Below are 14,788 nucleotides of genomic sequence, written 5' to 3' on the forward strand. Positions count from 1 at the left end.
GTTCACTCGTGGGAAGCGTTGGCGTCGGCCAGGGCGTTGACGCCACCGACGATCTCGCTGATTTCCTGTGTGATGCCAGCCTGGCGGGCCTGGTTGGCGATCCGGGTGTACTTCTTGATCAGCTCGTCGGCGTTGTCCGTGGCGGACTTCATGGCCTTCTGGCGGGCGGCGAGCTCGGAGGCCGCCGCCTGCAGCAGGCAGAAGAAGATCCGGCTCTGGACGTACTGCGGGAGCAGCCCGTCCAGCACGGCCTCGGGCGAGGGCTCGAACTCGTAGAGCGGCAGCAGGTCGGCGTCGGACGGGGTGTCGTCGTCAGCGGCCTCCACCACCTCGAGCGGGAGCAGCCGCGTCGCGGTCGGCTCCTGGGTCAGCATCGACACGAAGCGCGTGTAGACCACGTGCACCTCGTCGACGTCGCCCTCCTCGCCCTGCTCCTTGAGGAAGGACTCGATGAGCGCCTCCCCCACCTCGGCCGCGACGTCGTAGGACGGCTGGTCCGAGAAGCCCGTCCACGACCGCACCACCGGACGCTGGCGGAACTTGTAGAACGCCTCGCCCTTGCGACCGCAGATGTAGAAGTCGATCTCCTTGCCCTCCTCGCGCAGCCGCTCGGAGAGGCGCTCGGCCTCCTTGAGCACGCTGGCGGAGTAGGCCCCGGCCAGGCCCCGGTCGCTGGTGACGATCAGGACCGCGGCGCGCTGGGGGTTCTCCTCCTCGCGGGTCAGCGGGTGGTCGACGTTGGAGAACGTCGCCACCGCCGAGACCGCGCGGGTGAGCTCGCGGGCGTACGGCGCGGCCGCCTGCGCCCGCTGCTGCGCCTTGATGATGCGGGACGCAGCGATGAGCTCCATGGCGCGCGTGATCTTCTTCATCGACTCCGTCGACTTGATCCGCGCGCGGTACTCACGCAGCGACAGGGCCATCGGTCAGCCCCGCTTCTGCTTGACGATCTGCTCCTGGCCGAGCTCGTCGTCCTCGAGGGCCTCGGCGGGGGCCTCGTGGCCCACCTTGATCGAGGAGCCGTCGGAGGTCTCGAACTGGTCGAGGAACGACTCGTAGGCACCGATCAGCGACTGCTCGGTGTCGTCCTCGAACTTCAGCGTCTCGCGGATGGTGGCGAGGATGCCGTCGTGCGAGCGACGCAGGTAGTCGAGGAACTCGTTCTCGAAGCGCAGGACGTCGTCGGTGGGGACCTTGTCCAGACGGCCGCTGGTGCCGAGCCACAGCGAGGCGGTCATCTCCTCGACGGGGTACGGCGAGTAGGCCGGCTGCTTGAGCAGGGCCATCAGGCGCTGGCCGCGGTCGAGCTGCTGGCGCGAGGCCGCGTCGAGGTCGGAGGCGAACATCGCGAAGGCCTCCATCGCGCGGAACTGCGCGAGGTCGACCTTGAGCGAGCCGGTGACGCCCTTCATGGCCTTGGTCATCGCCGAGCCGCCGACGCGCGACACCGAGACGCCGACGTCGATGGCCGGGCGCTGGTTGGCCGCGAACAGGTCCGACTGCAGGAAGATCTGGCCGTCGGTGATCGAGATGACGTTGGTCGGGATGAACGCCGACACGTCGTTGGCCTTGGTCTCGATGATCGGCAGACCGGTCATCGAGCCCTTGCCCATCTCGTCCGACAGCTTCGCGCAGCGCTCCAGCAGGCGGGAGTGCAGGTAGAAGACGTCACCGGGGTAGGCCTCGCGGCCCGGCGGGCGACGCAGCAGCAGCGACACGGCGCGGTAGGCCTCGGCCTGCTTGGTCAGGTCGTCGAAGACGATGAGGACGTGCTTGCCCTCGTACATCCAGTGCTGGCCGATGGCCGAGCCGGTGTAGGGGGCGAGGTACTTGAAGCCCGCCGAGTCCGACGCGGGGGCCGCGACGATGGTGGTGTACTCCAGCGCGCCGGCCTCCTCGAGGGCGCCGCGCACCGAGGCGATGGTCGAGCCCTTCTGGCCGATGGCGACGTAGATGCAGCGCACCTGCTTGTCGGGGTCGCCGGTCTCCCAGTACTGCTTCTGGTTGATGATCGTGTCGATCGCGACCGTGGTCTTGCCGGTCGCGCGGTCACCGATGATCAGCTGGCGCTGACCACGGCCGATCGGCGTCATGGCGTCGATCGCCTTGATGCCGGTGGCCAGGGGCTCGTGCACCGACTTGCGCTGCACCACCGAGGGCGCCTGCAGCTCGAGCGCGCGACGACCGCTGGTCTCCAGCTCGCCCAGACCGTCGATCGGGGTGCCGAGCGGGTCCACGACGCGGCCGAGGTAGCCGTCGCCGACGGGCACCGAGAGCACCTCGCCGGTGCGGCGGACCGTCTGGCCCTCCTCGATCTTGTCGAAGTCACCGAGGACGACGACACCGATCTCGCGGGTGTCGAGGTTCAGGGCCAGGCCGAGCGTGCCGTCCTCGAACTCGAGGAGCTCGTTGGCCATCGCGGAGGGCAGGCCGCTGACGCGGGCGATGCCGTCACCCGCCTGGGCCACGGTGCCGACCTCTTCCTTGCTGGCGGCGTCGGGCTGGTAGTCGGCGACGTACTTCTGCAGCGCGTCGCGGATCTCCTCCGGACGGATGGAGAGCTCCGTCATCTTGGTGCCTTCTCTCTTGTCTCTTGCTTCAGGCGGTCTGGGGCGACTGGTCGCGGGTGGAGCGGTGGTGCGGGGTGCCGGTCTCTCCCAAGGGTGACCGGCGGGTGGTCATCCGGCGATGCGGCGGCGGGCGTCGTCGAGGCGAGCGGAGACGGTGCCGTCGATGACGTCGTCGCCGATCTCGACCTTCACCCCGCCGATGACCGAGGGGTCCACCACCAGGTTGAGGTGGACCGGACGGCCGTACTGGCGCGAGAGGACCTCGGTCAGGCGCTCGCGGTCGGCAGCGGAGAGCTCCCGGGCCACGCGCACCGTCGCCACGCCCTGGCCGTGGACCTCGGCGGCGACCTTCTGGTACTCGGCGAGGGCGACCCCGACGGTCCGGTAGGTGCCGGCGAGCGACTGCTTGGCCAGCGCGGCGGTGGCGCCGAGCGACTTGCCGCGCAGCAGGTCGTCGACCAAGGCACGCTTGTCGTCGACCGAGCGGGCGGGGTCGGACAGCGCGTCGCGCAGCGACGGGTTGTCCTTGACGGCCTGGGCCAGGGCGAAGAGCTCGTCGGCCAGGCGACCTGCGTCGTTGCCGGCGGAGGTCACCACCGCGACGACGCCGAGGTGCTCGAGCGCGTCGGGCAGGTCGCCCGAGGAGGTCCAGCGGCGCGAGGCCGCCGAGCGGAGCAGACCCAGGGTCTCCTCCCCGGCGCGGGATCCGAAGACCTCGCCGACGATGCCCGTGCGGGCCTCGGCCGGGATCGAGCCGTCGGTGACGAAGCGCCGCAGGGCGCCCTCGCCGCGCAGGGTCGCCGCGACCGAGAAGAGCTCGTCACCGACGGTGGCGGCACGCTCGGACGAGCCGGACACGGAGGTGCCCAGCTCGTCGGTGAGCGTGGCGACCGCGTCGACCGAGGCTCCACGGAAGTGCGACATCAGTTGACCCCGCTCCCGCCGGCCGGGGCCGAGCCCGACTCGAGGTCGGCCAGGAAGCGCTCGACGACACGGCTCTGGCGAGCGTCGTCCTCGAGGCTCTCGCCGACGATGCGACCGGCCAGGCCGGTCGCCAGGGCGCCGACCTCGGCCCGCAGCGAGGTGACCGCCTGCTGGCGCTCCGCCTCGATCTGGGCCTTGCCGTTGTCGACGATGCGGGTCGCCTCGGTCTGGGCCTGCTCGCGCATCTCCGAGATGATCGAGGCGCCCTGCTCGCGGGCCTCCTCACGGATGCGCGCGGCTTCGTGCCGGGCCTCGCTGAGCTGCTGCTCGAGCTCGGCCAGCTTGGCGTCGGCCTCGGCCTGCTTGGTCTCGGCAGCGGCCAGCCCACCCTCGATCGCCTGGGTGCGGTCGGCGTAGGTCTTCTCGAACGACGGCACCACGAACTTCTTGACGAGCAAGAAGAGGATGCCGAAGACGATCAGCGACAGGACGATCTCGACGGCGTGCGGAACGAGCGGGTTGAGCTCGCCGTCCTCCGACGCCCTCACCACGAGGGGTGCGAACGGTGCTTGCATGGGCTAGTCCTTCCGGTCCTGCGTGAGCCCGACTCGGTCAGAGAACGAACGCGAGGGCGATGCCGATGATCGCGAGCGCCTCGGCGAGCGCGAAGCCCAGGATGGCGATCGACTGCAGGCGGCCCTGGGCCTCCGGCTGACGGGCCACACCGGAGATGTAGGCGGCGAAGATGAGACCGATGCCGACGCCGGGGCCGATGGCGGCCAGGCCGTAGCCGATCATGTTCATGGAGCCAGTGAGTTCCACGACTTTCCTTTCGGTTTGTACTACTTCGGGGTTCTGGGCGGGTCGTGCGGGTGGAGCAGTGGGGCCGACGGTCAGTGCTCGTCGGCGAGAGCGCCCTGGATGTACATCGCGTTCAGCAGGACGAAGACGTAGGCCTGGAGGAACTGCACCAGCAGCTCCAGGAAGGCGACGGCGATGAAGAGCACCCAGGCGAGGACGCCGACCGGCGCGTAGGCCAGCGACATCTCCGCGATGATGTACTCGCCGCCGAGGGCGAAGAGGATGAGCAGCAGGTGGCCCGCGAACATGTTCGCGAAGAGACGCAGCGCCAGCGTGACCGGGCGGACCAGGATGTTGGAGAGGAACTCCAGCGGCACCAGCAGCAGCAGGATCGGCCCGGAGATGCCGGCCGGCACCGACTGGAGCTTGAAGTAGCCCACGAAGCCGTGCTTCTTGATGCCCACCGCGTTGTAGATGATCCAGCTCAGCGCGGCCAGCCCGTAGACCATGCCCGCGCGGGAGAAGGTCGGGAACTGGATGAAGGGGATCGTCGCGAAGAGGTTGTTGAGCAGGATGAAGAAGAACAGCGCGAACAGGTAGGGCACGAACCGCATGAAGTCGTGGCTGCCGATGATGTCGCGCGCCATCGAGTTGCGGACGAACCCGTAGGCCTCCTCGCCCACGAACTGCAGCTTGCCCGGCACCATGGCCCGCTTGCGCGAGGCCAGGTAGAAGAAGCCGAACACGAGCACCGCGGCCAGCACGAGCTGGAGCATGGGCTTGGTGACGGCCAGCAGCTGGGTCTGGCCGAGGAACTCGTAGGACCCGAAGTCGCCGCCGATTCCGGGCAGGTCGAAGTCCGCGGGACCCGGCGGGGTGAAACCCTCGCTGGCGGGGATGAGGCTGCTCAACGTGTCTCCTGTGTCTGCGTCAACGGGTGCGTCACTGCTGCGCCTGCTGGTCGTGCGGCTGCTGCTCGTGGTGCGGGGCGTGGTCCCGGGTGTCGGGCTGGGCGCCGGGCTTGACGTAGGGCTGCGGTCGGAACCGCGCCCAGGTCTGGTAGAGGCCCAGGGTGATGCCGGTCAGGATGCCGACGACGACGAGGAACTGGGTCCCCCACCACCGGTCGAGCCCCCATCCGATCCCGCCGTAGACGAGCACCCCCGAGACCAGGTAGCCGAAGGCCAGCCACGGGTCGCCCTGCACGTCTCCCGTGGGGGACGTGGTGGGGTCGGGGTCGCTCTGACCGGAAGGAGAGTCTTCAGGAGCCATCGCGCGTCGGACAATAGCAGCCGCCATGGGTCAGCGATCACCCGCCCGGGCCGCACCGGACGCGGGCGTCCGGTGGTCGTCGGCGCCGGAGGGCGCCGCTGCGGTGAGGGCGTAGGCGGGGATCCGCAGCCGGGTGGTGAGGGCGATCTGGAGGACCACCCACGACAGGGTCCCGACGACGGCACCCGCTGCCACCCAGCCGGCGGCCAGGGTCTCCCCCAGCGCGCCGCTGCGGTCGAGGGCGAGGAAGCCGACACCGGTCAGGACGACCTGCAGCAGGTACGTCGTGAGCGCCACCACGAGCGCGAGACCGGGCGCGACGGTGGCCACCGCGTCGACGGCCAGCGAGCCGAGCGCGAAGACCACGACGACGAGCCCGGCACCTACGGCGGCGCCGTAGGCCGCCGGGGCCCCGGAGACGACGGCACCCAGGCCGGCCAGGACCAGGCCGGCTCCCACCGAGACCGCCGCGCCTCCGAGGAGCACGGGGGCCACGCTGGTGCGCGGGTCCTGCTGCGACTCGGTCGTCATCGTCGGCGGCCGTTCTCTGGGGGCGGGAGCGGGGGTCGAGAGGCGTTCTGCGCGGTCGTGACCGCGCTCGTGAAAACTATCACAAGGCCTCCCCGTGGACCCAAACCGCAGGTCAGACGGGGTCCGTGACGCCGGCCGGACGGTGCACACGGGGCAGGAGGAAGGTCAGTCCCGCGGTGGCGGCGGTGGCGACGAGGAGCACCACCAGCACCCAGGCGCCGGTGTAGAGGCTGGCCAGCACGGTGCCGAAGGCGACCAGCGCGGCCCAGAGCCACATGATGAAGACCGCGCGCCGCTGCGAGTGCCCGATCTCCAGCAGCCGGTGGTGCAGGTGCTGCTTGTCGGGGGCGAAGGGCGAGCGGCCGGCCCGGGTGCGGCGCACCACCGCCAGCACCAGGTCGAGCAGCGGGATGACGAGGATGGAGATCGGCAGCAGCAGCGGCAGCAGGGTCGGCAGCAGGCTGGCCTGACCGCCCGAGGCGCCCTGGGAGATGTCGGCGCCGGCGAACTGGCCGGTGAGGGTGACCGCGGAGGCCGACAGGACCAGCCCGATGAGCATCGACCCGCTGTCGCCCATGAAGAGGCGGGCGGGGTTGAAGTTGTGGGGCAGGAAGCCGGCGCACGCGCCGGCCAGGGCCACGGCCAGCAGGGCCGCCGTGGTGGCGCGAGGCGCGTTGTTGGCCACCGTGAGCTGGTAGCAGAAGGCGAAGAAGGCCAGCGCCCCGATGCCCACGACGCCGGCGGCCAGCCCGTCGAGACCGTCGACGAAGTTGACCGCGTTGACGGTCGCCACCACCACGAAGCCGGTGAGCAGCGCCCCCTGGGCGGGGTCGAGGGAGAACACGGTGCCGTCGGTGGTCGGGAAGAAGTAGAACTGCACCCCGAAGGCGATGAGGAAGCCGGCGGCCAGCACCTGGCCGCCGAGCTTGGTCAGCGCGTCGAGCTCGAAGAGGTCGTCGAGGACGCCGACGGCGCAGATCAGCGCGCCGGCGATGAGCACGATGCCGGCGTCGCGGAAGACGAAGGCGCCGCTCGCGGAGAGGAACGGCAGCTCGCGCGCCACCAGGTAGGCCGCGACGAGGCCCCCGAGCATGGCCAGCCCCCCGAGGTAGGGGATCGGCTCGTCGTGGACGTCGCGGTCGCGCACCCGGGCGACGGCGCCCGTGCGCAGGGCGATCTCGCGGGCGATGACGGTGAGCAGGTAGGTGACCGCAGCGGCGACCAGGAAGACCAGGACGTACTCGCGCACGGCTCTCGTCAGTCCCCGTGGGTCAGGGTCGCACCGAGCGGCTCGAGCACCTCGTTGAGCTGCTCCAGCGAGAGGGCGCCCAGCCGGAGCACCCGACCCTGGGCGCCGGTGACGTCGACGATCGTGGAGCTCTCCCCCACCGGGGACTCCCCCGCGTCGACAATGACGGCGACGTCCTCACCGAGCATCTCCTCGGCCTGGTCGGCGTCGGTGGCCGCGGGCATCCCCGTCTTGTTGGCCGAGCTGACGGCCAGCGGGCCGGTGCGCTCCAGCACCTCCCGGGTCAGCTCGTGGTCGGGCATGCGCAGCGCGACGGTGGCCCGGGTGTCACCGAGGTCCCACTGCAGGGAGCCCTGCTGGTGGCACACCAGGGTGAGCGGGCCGGGCCAGAAGGCCTCGACCAGGGCGCGGGCGTAGCCGGGGATCTTGGTGGCCAGCGCGTCGATCGTCGTCGCCGAGCTGACCAGCACCGGCGGTGGCATCTCGCGACCCCGCCCCTTGGCGGCCAGCAGCTCGCGGACCGCGGCCGGGTCGAAGGCGTCGGCGGCGATGCCGTAGACGGTGTCGGTGGGCAGCACGACCAGCAGGCCGCGCTGGACGGCGAGGGTCGCGGCCTCGACGGCCTCCTCGCGCTCCTCGTCGGTGGTGGTGGCGTAGCGCAGCTTGTCAGTCATCGCCGCTCATCGTGCCAGTCTCGCGGTCGTGAAGCGCGCACGCCCTGCCAGGTCGGTGTGGTCGCGCACGTCGGCCCACCGCCCGGCGGCCACGAAGACGGCCGGCGCGGACTGCCCCTGCGTGTCGGCGTGCTCGGCGCCCACGACGCCACCGGGGCGCAGCAGCTGGGCCGCCCGCACCGCGAGCACGCGCATCGCGTCGAGCCCGTCGTCGCCGGAGAACAGCGCCAGGTGGGGGTCGTGGTCGCGGGCCTCGGGGGCCACGGACTCCCACGCCTCCAGCGGCACGTAGGGCGGGTTGCAGCTGATCACGTCGACGGTGCCCCGCAGGTCCTCGAAGGCCGTGGCCATGTCGCCGCGGCGCAGCTCCACCCCGGTGCCCGACAGGTTGCGCTCGGCCCAGGCGTGGGCGCCCTCGTCGAGCTCGACGGCGTGCACCCGCGCGTCGGGCACCTCGTCGGCCAGCGCGCGGGCGATGGCGCCGGAGCCCGTGCAGAGGTCGACCACCACGGGCTCACGGCCCTGCGCCAGCACCGCGCGGGCGGCGTCGACCGCCCACCCGGCCAGCAGCTCGGTCTCCGGGCGGGGCACGAAGACCCCGGGGCCGACGGCCAGCTCGACGTGGCGGAACGCCGCCGCGCCGGTGAGGTGCTGCAGCGGCTCGCGCGAGGCGCGGCGCGCCACCAGGGCGTCGTACGCCGCGAGCGCCGGGCCACCGACCCGGTCGACGAGCACCAGCCGGCCGCGCGTGGTGCCCAGCACGTGCGCCAGCAGGGCGTCGGCGTCGTGCTCGGGCGAGGCCACCCCCGCCTCGCGCAGGCGCGTGCTGGCCGCGGCGAGCACCTCGCGGCGCGGCCGGTCGGGCCCGGGGCTGGACACCTCAGTCCTCGAGCGCGGCGAGCCGCGCGGCCAGGTCGGCCTCGACGCTGGAGGCGATGACGGGCTCGAGGGCGCCGTCGAGCACCTGGTCGAGGTTGTAGGACTTGTAGCCGGTGCGGTGGTCGGAGATGCGGTTCTCGGGGTAGTTGTAGGTGCGGATCCGCTCGGAGCGGTCGACGGTGCGGACCTGGCTGCGACGGGCGTCGCTGGCCTCGGCGTCGGCGGCCTCCTGGGCCACGGCCAGCAGCCGGGCCCGCAGGATGCGCAGTGCCTGCTCCTTGTTCTGCAGCTGCGACTTCTCGTTCTGGCAACTGGCCACGATGCCGCTCGGCACGTGGGTGATGCGCACCGCGGAGTCGGTGGTGTTGACGCTCTGTCCGCCCGGGCCGCTGCTGCGGAAGACGTCGATGCGCAGGTCGTTGTCGTCGAGCTGCACGTCGACCTGCTCGGCCTCGGGGAGCACGAGCACCCCGGCGGCGCTGGTGTGGACCCGCCCCTGCGACTCGGTGACCGGCACCCGCTGGACGCGGTGCACGCCGCCCTCGAACTTCAGCAGGGCGTAGGGAGCCTCCCCCGGCTCCGGGGTGCCCTTGGCCTTCACCGCGACGGTGACCGACTTGTAGCCGCCCAGGTCGGACTCGGTGGCGTCGAGGACCTCCAGCGCCCAGCCACGGGTCTCGGCGTAGCGGGTGTACATCCGCAGCAGGTCGCCGGCGAACAGCGCCGACTCCTCGCCGCCCTCGCCGGACTTCACCTCGAGCAGGGCGTCCTTGTCGTCGGCGGCGTCGCGGGGCACCAGCAGGCGGCGCAGCCGCTCCTCGGCCACGACCCGCCGGGCCAGGAGCTCGTCGGCCTCCGCCGCGAAGGCGGGGTCCTCGGCGCCGAGCTCGCGGGCCGCCTCGGCGTCCTCGCCCAGACCGGTCCACTCACGCCAGGCGGCGATGACCGAGGACAGGGCGGCGTAGCGCTGGTTGAGGCGCTTGGCCAGCCGGGCGTCGGCGTGGGTCTCGGGCGCGGCGAGCCGGCGCTCGAGCTCGGCGTGCTCGCCGAGCATGCCCTCGACTGCCTCGAACACGGAGCCTCCCGGGTGCTGTGAGCGGTGCTGGTGCGGCGTGGGTCGGAGAACCTGGTGGTACGACACGAGCGCCGGCCCCCGTCACGGTGGACGGGGGCCGGCGCTCGAGGAGGACTACTTCTTGGCAGCCTTGGCGTAGCGGGCCTCGAAGCGGGCGACGCGGCCGCCGGTGTCGAGGATCTTCTGCTTGCCGGTGTAGAAGGGGTGGCACTGCGAGCACACGTCGGCGCGGATCTCGCCGGACTCCTTGGTGCTGCGGGTCGTGAACTGGGCGCCGCAGGTGCAGGTGACCTGGGTGTCCACGTAGGTCGGGTGGATGTCGCTCTTCATGCTGTCCTCATCTCCTGTTCCCGTCTCCGGGAGGGCGCCGGGTCGTCGGCGCGGGATGCGCGGACGTGAACCGGTGCCAGGTGGTCATTGTGCCAACGTCGGGCCCGGCGTCCCAATTCCCTGTCGCGCCGAGCGCTCGGGCAGGCGCACCACCACCGTGGTGCCGCGCCCCTCCTCCGAGGTGATCCGCACGTCGCCGCCGTGCTTGTCGACGATGGTCTGCACGATGCGCAGTCCGAGGCCCGTGCCGGCGATCTCGTTGTCGACGGCGTTGGAGGCGCGGAAGAAGCGGCCTCCCAGCTGGTCGACCTCGTCGGCGGGGATGCCGATGCCGCTGTCGCTCACCGTCACCCGCACCATGGCCTCGTGCGCGCCGGCCGCCACCGTCACCACCGAGCCCGGCCGGCTGAACTTCACGGCGTTGCCGATGACGTTGAGGAAGGCCCGCGCCAGCATCGCGCGGTCCATGAGCACCCACAGCGGGTCCTCGGGCTCCTCGACCTCCACCCGCAGGTCGCGACCTGCCGCCGTGATGGCCACGTCGGTGAGCACGTCGCGCAGCAGCAGGCGCACGTCGCCCTGCTCGAGGCTCGTGCTGCGTGCCTCGGCCCGCGACAGCGTGAGCAGGTCGTCGATCAGCAGCCGCAGGCGGGCGACGTTGCGCGTGGTCGCCTCCAGCATGCGCTGGTGACGGGGGCCCATCGCGTCCTCGAACTCCTCGGCCACCATCTCCAGGTAGCCGCTGATCGTCGTCAGCGGCGTGCGCAGCTCGTGGGAGACGTTGGAGACGAAGTCCTCGCGCGCTGTGTCGAGCTCGCGCAGCTCGTCGTGGATGTGGGCCTCCACGGCCCGCGCCCGGGCCTGGGCGTCGGCGAGCTCGTTGAGCGCCGCCGCGACGGCGCGGACCTCGCGGGTGCCAGCGTCGCCGGCCCGCACCTCCAGGCGACCCGCGGCCATGTCCTGCACGACCGTCTCGAGGTCCTGCAGCGGCCGGGAGAGGTCGCGGCGCAGGTCGCGGCGCGCGCGCGTCACCACCAGTCCGGCCAGGGCGGTGAGGAGCAGGGTCGCCGCGATGGTCGCGCCCACCAGCCACCAGGCCCGGGTGCGGGCCTGCGCGGTGAGGTCGTCGAAGGCCCGCGCGGTGACGGCGTGCTCCGCGCGGTAACGGGAGAAGAGGTCCTGGCCCAGGGCGAAGCGCGCGGGGTCGAAGGTCTCGGGTCCGCCGGGGGCGGCGGCGCGCGGGTCGGCGTACTGGTCCAGCCAGCGCTGCCCGGCCTCGAGCTCCGAGGCCAGGAGCGGCTGGAGGTCGGGCTCGGAGGCCGCGAAGTCGGCGACGTCCCGCTCGTGGCCGGGCAGGCGTGCGGCGGCCTCGCGGTAGTCCTCCAGCGCCGCCGCGTCGCCGCTGCGCGCCCACGCACCGACCGCGGACTCCAGGTCGGTGAGGTCCTGGAGCACCTCCTGGTGGGCCTCCGCCGCGGGAGTCACCTCCGAGGTCACGCGCGACACCGCCTGGGCGGCCAGCAGCATCCCGCCCACCGCGACCACGGCCAGGGCCGCCACGACGACCAGCAGCCGGCGCACCGCCAGGCCGACGAGGTCCTCGACGCTCACGGCGTGCGCCCCGCTCCGCCTCATCGGGTGCGGGTGAGCAGGGCCTCCACACGCGACGCCAGCTCGCGCGGGCTGAAGGGCTTGGTGATGTAGTCGTCGGCACCGGAGTCGAAGCCCGACTCGACGTCGGACTCCTGCGCCCGGGCGGTCAGCAGGATGACGGGCAGGTCGGCCAGCGACGGGTCGGCCCGGATGGACTTGATCGCGTCGAGGCCCGAGACCCCCGGCATCATGACGTCGAGCACGGCGAGGTCGGGGCGCGAGGCCTGGCAGGCGGCCACCGCGGCCGCGCCGTCACCGACGGCGGTGATCTCGTGACCGAGCATGCTCAGCTTGAACTTGACGAGCTCTCGGATGTCGACGTCGTCGTCGGCCACCAGGATGCGGGCCACGTGGTCAACCTTTCGGGAGTTGCACGGCAGGACGGGTCGAGGGGAGCCGCCAGCGTAGCCGTCCCCGGCCCGGCGCGCGCCGGAACGTCCCTCCCCCGGCCACACGGGGGCCGCTGGTCCGGACCGGTGAGGGCCCGGGCCAGCGGCCGCGGGCGCTCAGGCCCGGCCGCGACCGGTGGGAGCCGCAGCGGCGGTGCGCTGGACCTGCATGAGCAGCTCGATGTTGGTGGAGGTGCCGCGCAGGCGCTCCAGCAGCAGCTCCTGGGCGGCCTGCGGCTCGAGGGCGGCCAGCTCGTGACGCAGGGCCCACACGATGTCGACCTCCTCGGCGCCCATGAGCAGCTCCTCGCGCCGCGTGCCCGACCGCGCCGCGTCGACCGCCGGGAGCAGCCGCTTGTCGGCCAGGTCGGTGCGCAACCGGATCTCGGCGTTGGCCGTGCCGGCCAGCTCCTCGAAGATCAGCTCGTCGATCGGGGAGCCGCTCTCCACGACCGCCGTGGCGAGGATCGTGAGGGAGCCGCCGTCCTCGACGTTGCGGGCGGCGCCGAAGAACCGCGTCGTGGGGTGCAGCGCGGCGGCGTCGACGCCACCGGGCAGCACCCGCCCGCTCGAGGGCAGCGAGAGGTTGTAGGCGCGCCCCAGCCTGGTCAGTCCGTCGAGCAGGACCACGACGTCGTGGCCGAGCTCGACGAGCCGCTTGGCCCGCTCGATCGCGAGCTCGGCGACCATCGTGTGGTCGCTCGGCGGGCGGTCGAAGGTCGAGGCGATGACCTCGCCCTTCACCGACCGCTCGAAGTCGGTGACCTCCTCGGGACGCTCGTCGACGAGCACGACCATCAGGTGGCACTCGGGGTTGTTGGTGCTCACCGAGCGCGCCACCGACTGCAGCACCGTCGTGCGGCCGGCGCGGCCCGGGGCCGCGAGCAGCGCCCGCTGCCCCTTGCCCAGCGGGGCGGTGAGGTCGAGGGCACGGCCCACGACGTCGGCACGGCCGGTCTCGAGGCGCAGCCGCTCCTCGGGGTGCACCGGCGTCAGCGCCGCGAACTCCACGCGGTGGCGGGCGGTGTCGGGCTCGGCGCCGTTGACGGAGTCGATGCGCACCATCGGGTTGAACTTCTCCTTGCGCTCGCCCTCGCGGGGCTGGCGCACCTGCCCGACGAGCGCGTCACCGCGTCGCAGCCCGAACTTGCGGACCATCGACAGCGACACGTAGACGTCGTCGGTGCCCGGCAGGTAACCGCTCGTGCGGACGAAGGCGTAGTTGTCGAGCACGTCGAGGATGCCGGCCGCCGGCACGAGCACGTCGTCGTCGAGCACCTGGGTGTCGGGCTCGTTGCGCCCGCCGCCCGCCGCGCGCGGACCCCGCTCGCGGTCACGTCCCCGGCGGCGGCGGTTGCGTCCCGTGCCGCCCTCGTCGTCCTGCTGGTCGGCGCCCTGGCCGTCGCGGTTCTGGCCGTCGCGGTTCTGCCCGTCGCGGTTCTGGCCGTCGCGGTTCTGGCCGGCTTGGTCCTTGCCGCCCTGGTCCTTGCCAGCCTGGCCGCCCTGGTCGTTGCCGCCCTGGCCGCGCTGGTCCTTGCCTTGCTGGCGGTCCTGCTGGCGGTCCTGCTGCCGGTCCTTGCCGCCCTGGTCGTTGCCGCCCTGGCCGCGCTGGTCCTTGCCCTGCTGGCGGTCCTGCTGCCGGTCCTTGCCGCCCTGGTCATTGCCGCCCTGGCCCCGGTGGTCCTTGCCCTGCTGGTCCTGCTGTCCCTTGCCGGACTGCTTGCCCTGCTGGTCCTGGTCCTGCTGGTGGCGGCCCGCCTGCTTGTCCTGACCGCGCTGCTGAGGGTCCTGCTGCCGGTCCTCCTGCCGGTCCTCCTGCCGGTCCTGCTGCCGGTCCTGCTGCCCGTCCTGCTGGCGGTCCTGCTGTCGCGCGGCCGGAGCGTCCGGGGCCGGCTGGTCGACAGACCCGGTGGCGGCGCGCTCGGCACGCCGCTCGCGCACCCTGGCCGAGCGGCTCTCCTGGCGCACCTGGGTCGTGCCGCCCGGGCCGGCGTCGGCGGCGGCAGCGGGCGCCGCGTCGGCGGCCGCACCGTCGGTCGGCACGCTGGCGGTCGGTGCGCCGTCCGACGGGGCGGCCGTCTCGCCGGCGCTCGCCGTACGCCGCGAGCGCGTGGTGCGCGGCGGGGTCTGGGCGGGAGCGTCCGCCGCCGGGCCGGCCGCACCGGCCGACTGGGCCGAGCGGATCGCGTCGACGAGCTGAGCTTTGCGCATCCCGCCCGCGCCGGCGACGCCCATGCCGGCCGCCAGCGCCTTGAGGTCGGCGAGCAGCATGGAGTTGAGCCCACCTCCGCGCTTGCGGGGGGCGTCGCCACCTGCGGGCGCGGGCGAGGTGGGGTCCGGGGTGTCCGTCACGTGAGGGTCCTTGCCACGTATCGATGCGGGGTCCTCGGCCGGGCGCGGAGAGGCCGGCGACCGAGGGTCTGGCTCCCCCGTGGGGCGTC

The 14,788-nt window shown here is 72.6% G+C and carries 16 protein-coding genes; all 16 read right to left on the reverse strand.

The genetic code is table 11. The features are described 5' to 3' along the window. Nucleotides 1-2: 2 nt before the first annotated feature. On the reverse strand, nucleotides 3-923 hold the full coding sequence (locus M3673_RS10430; protein WP_193661100.1) for a F0F1 ATP synthase subunit gamma: 921 nt from the start codon (nucleotides 921-923) through the stop codon (nucleotides 3-5). A gap of 3 nt (nucleotides 924-926) precedes the next feature. After that, nucleotides 927-2,570 carry a F0F1 ATP synthase subunit alpha gene (atpA, locus tag M3673_RS10435; RefSeq protein WP_056864124.1) on the reverse strand — a complete coding sequence of 548 codons (1,644 nt, stop codon included), beginning with the start codon at nucleotides 2,568-2,570 and terminating at the stop codon, nucleotides 927-929. 108 nt (nucleotides 2,571-2,678) lie between these two features. Continuing rightward, on the reverse strand, nucleotides 2,679-3,494 hold the full coding sequence (locus M3673_RS10440; protein ID WP_251533517.1) for a F0F1 ATP synthase subunit delta: 816 nt from the start codon (nucleotides 3,492-3,494) through the stop codon (nucleotides 2,679-2,681). Next, on the reverse strand, nucleotides 3,494-4,069 hold the full coding sequence (locus M3673_RS10445; RefSeq protein WP_056864122.1) for a F0F1 ATP synthase subunit B: 576 nt from the start codon (nucleotides 4,067-4,069) through the stop codon (nucleotides 3,494-3,496). Before M3673_RS10445 ends, M3673_RS10440 begins: the two co-directional genes overlap by 1 nt. 37 nt (nucleotides 4,070-4,106) lie before the next feature. Next, nucleotides 4,107-4,298, reverse strand: coding sequence for an ATP synthase F0 subunit C (atpE, locus tag M3673_RS10450; RefSeq protein ID WP_251534340.1), 192 nt, complete (start codon nucleotides 4,296-4,298; stop codon nucleotides 4,107-4,109). 89 nt (nucleotides 4,299-4,387) lie between these two features. After that, a complete protein-coding gene (gene atpB, locus M3673_RS10455) occupies nucleotides 4,388-5,206 on the reverse strand; it encodes a F0F1 ATP synthase subunit A (protein WP_082500231.1) in 819 nt (272 codons plus the stop codon). Nucleotides 5,207-5,237: 31 nt separating this feature from the next. After that, nucleotides 5,238-5,567, reverse strand: a complete 330-nt coding sequence (locus M3673_RS10460; protein ID WP_156697861.1) for an AtpZ/AtpI family protein — start codon at nucleotides 5,565-5,567, stop codon at nucleotides 5,238-5,240. A gap of 30 nt (nucleotides 5,568-5,597) precedes the next feature. Continuing rightward, complete coding sequence (locus tag M3673_RS10465) at nucleotides 5,598-6,098, reverse strand: hypothetical protein (RefSeq protein ID WP_251533519.1); 501 nt, start codon at nucleotides 6,096-6,098, stop codon at nucleotides 5,598-5,600. Between the two features lie 112 nt (nucleotides 6,099-6,210). After that, nucleotides 6,211-7,347 (reverse strand): glycosyltransferase family 4 protein, encoded by a 1,137-nt coding sequence (locus M3673_RS10470; protein ID WP_056864118.1) that lies wholly within the window; start codon nucleotides 7,345-7,347, stop codon nucleotides 6,211-6,213. Nucleotides 7,348-7,355: 8 nt separating this feature from the next. After that, nucleotides 7,356-8,021 carry an L-threonylcarbamoyladenylate synthase gene (locus tag M3673_RS10475; RefSeq protein ID WP_056864117.1) on the reverse strand — a complete coding sequence of 222 codons (666 nt, stop codon included), beginning with the start codon at nucleotides 8,019-8,021 and terminating at the stop codon, nucleotides 7,356-7,358. A gap of 6 nt (nucleotides 8,022-8,027) precedes the next feature. Then, on the reverse strand, nucleotides 8,028-8,900 hold the full coding sequence (gene prmC, locus M3673_RS10480) for a peptide chain release factor N(5)-glutamine methyltransferase (RefSeq protein ID WP_251533521.1): 873 nt from the start codon (nucleotides 8,898-8,900) through the stop codon (nucleotides 8,028-8,030). 1 nt (nucleotide 8,901) lies between these two features. Continuing rightward, nucleotides 8,902-9,975: a peptide chain release factor 1 gene (prfA, locus tag M3673_RS10485; RefSeq protein ID WP_251533522.1), complete on the reverse strand. Its 1,074-nt coding sequence runs from the start codon at nucleotides 9,973-9,975 to the stop codon at nucleotides 8,902-8,904. Between the two features lie 114 nt (nucleotides 9,976-10,089). Next, nucleotides 10,090-10,305, reverse strand: a complete 216-nt coding sequence (gene rpmE / locus M3673_RS10490) for a 50S ribosomal protein L31 (protein WP_056864114.1) — start codon at nucleotides 10,303-10,305, stop codon at nucleotides 10,090-10,092. Nucleotides 10,306-10,389: 84 nt separating this feature from the next. After that, nucleotides 10,390-11,916, reverse strand: a complete 1,527-nt coding sequence (locus tag M3673_RS10495) for a HAMP domain-containing sensor histidine kinase (protein WP_251533524.1) — start codon at nucleotides 11,914-11,916, stop codon at nucleotides 10,390-10,392. 20 nt (nucleotides 11,917-11,936) lie between these two features. Then, complete coding sequence (locus tag M3673_RS10500) at nucleotides 11,937-12,308, reverse strand: response regulator transcription factor (protein WP_251533526.1); 372 nt, start codon at nucleotides 12,306-12,308, stop codon at nucleotides 11,937-11,939. 156 nt (nucleotides 12,309-12,464) lie between these two features. Next, complete coding sequence (gene rho / locus M3673_RS10505) at nucleotides 12,465-14,699, reverse strand: transcription termination factor Rho (protein ID WP_251533528.1); 2,235 nt, start codon at nucleotides 14,697-14,699, stop codon at nucleotides 12,465-12,467. Between the last annotated feature and the right edge of the window lie 89 nt (nucleotides 14,700-14,788).

The sequence above is a fragment of the Nocardioides sp. P86 genome, assembly GCF_023712465.1.
Classification (GTDB): Bacteria; Actinomycetota; Actinomycetes; order Propionibacteriales; family Nocardioidaceae; genus Nocardioides; species Nocardioides kribbensis.

Excerpts from the sequence above, each read along its gene's own strand:
- M3673_RS10430 (WP_193661100.1), bottom strand. The coding sequence starts at position 923 with ATGGCCCTGTCGCTGCGTGAGTACCGCGCGCGGATCAAGTCGACGGAG.
- atpA (WP_056864124.1), bottom strand. The coding sequence starts at position 2,570 with ATGACGGAGCTCTCCATCCGTCCGGAGGAGATCCGCGACGCGCTGCAG.
- M3673_RS10440 (WP_251533517.1), bottom strand. The coding sequence starts at position 3,494 with ATGTCGCACTTCCGTGGAGCCTCGGTCGACGCGGTCGCCACGCTCACC.
- M3673_RS10445 (WP_056864122.1), bottom strand. The coding sequence starts at position 4,069 with ATGCAAGCACCGTTCGCACCCCTCGTGGTGAGGGCGTCGGAGGACGGC.
- atpE (WP_251534340.1), bottom strand. The coding sequence starts at position 4,298 with ATGAACATGATCGGCTACGGCCTGGCCGCCATCGGCCCCGGCGTCGGC.
- M3673_RS10460 (WP_156697861.1), bottom strand. The coding sequence starts at position 5,567 with ATGGCTCCTGAAGACTCTCCTTCCGGTCAGAGCGACCCCGACCCCACC.
- M3673_RS10465 (WP_251533519.1), bottom strand. The coding sequence starts at position 6,098 with ATGACGACCGAGTCGCAGCAGGACCCGCGCACCAGCGTGGCCCCCGTG.
- M3673_RS10475 (WP_056864117.1), bottom strand. The coding sequence starts at position 8,021 with ATGACTGACAAGCTGCGCTACGCCACCACCACCGACGAGGAGCGCGAG.
- rpmE (WP_056864114.1), bottom strand. The coding sequence starts at position 10,305 with ATGAAGAGCGACATCCACCCGACCTACGTGGACACCCAGGTCACCTGC.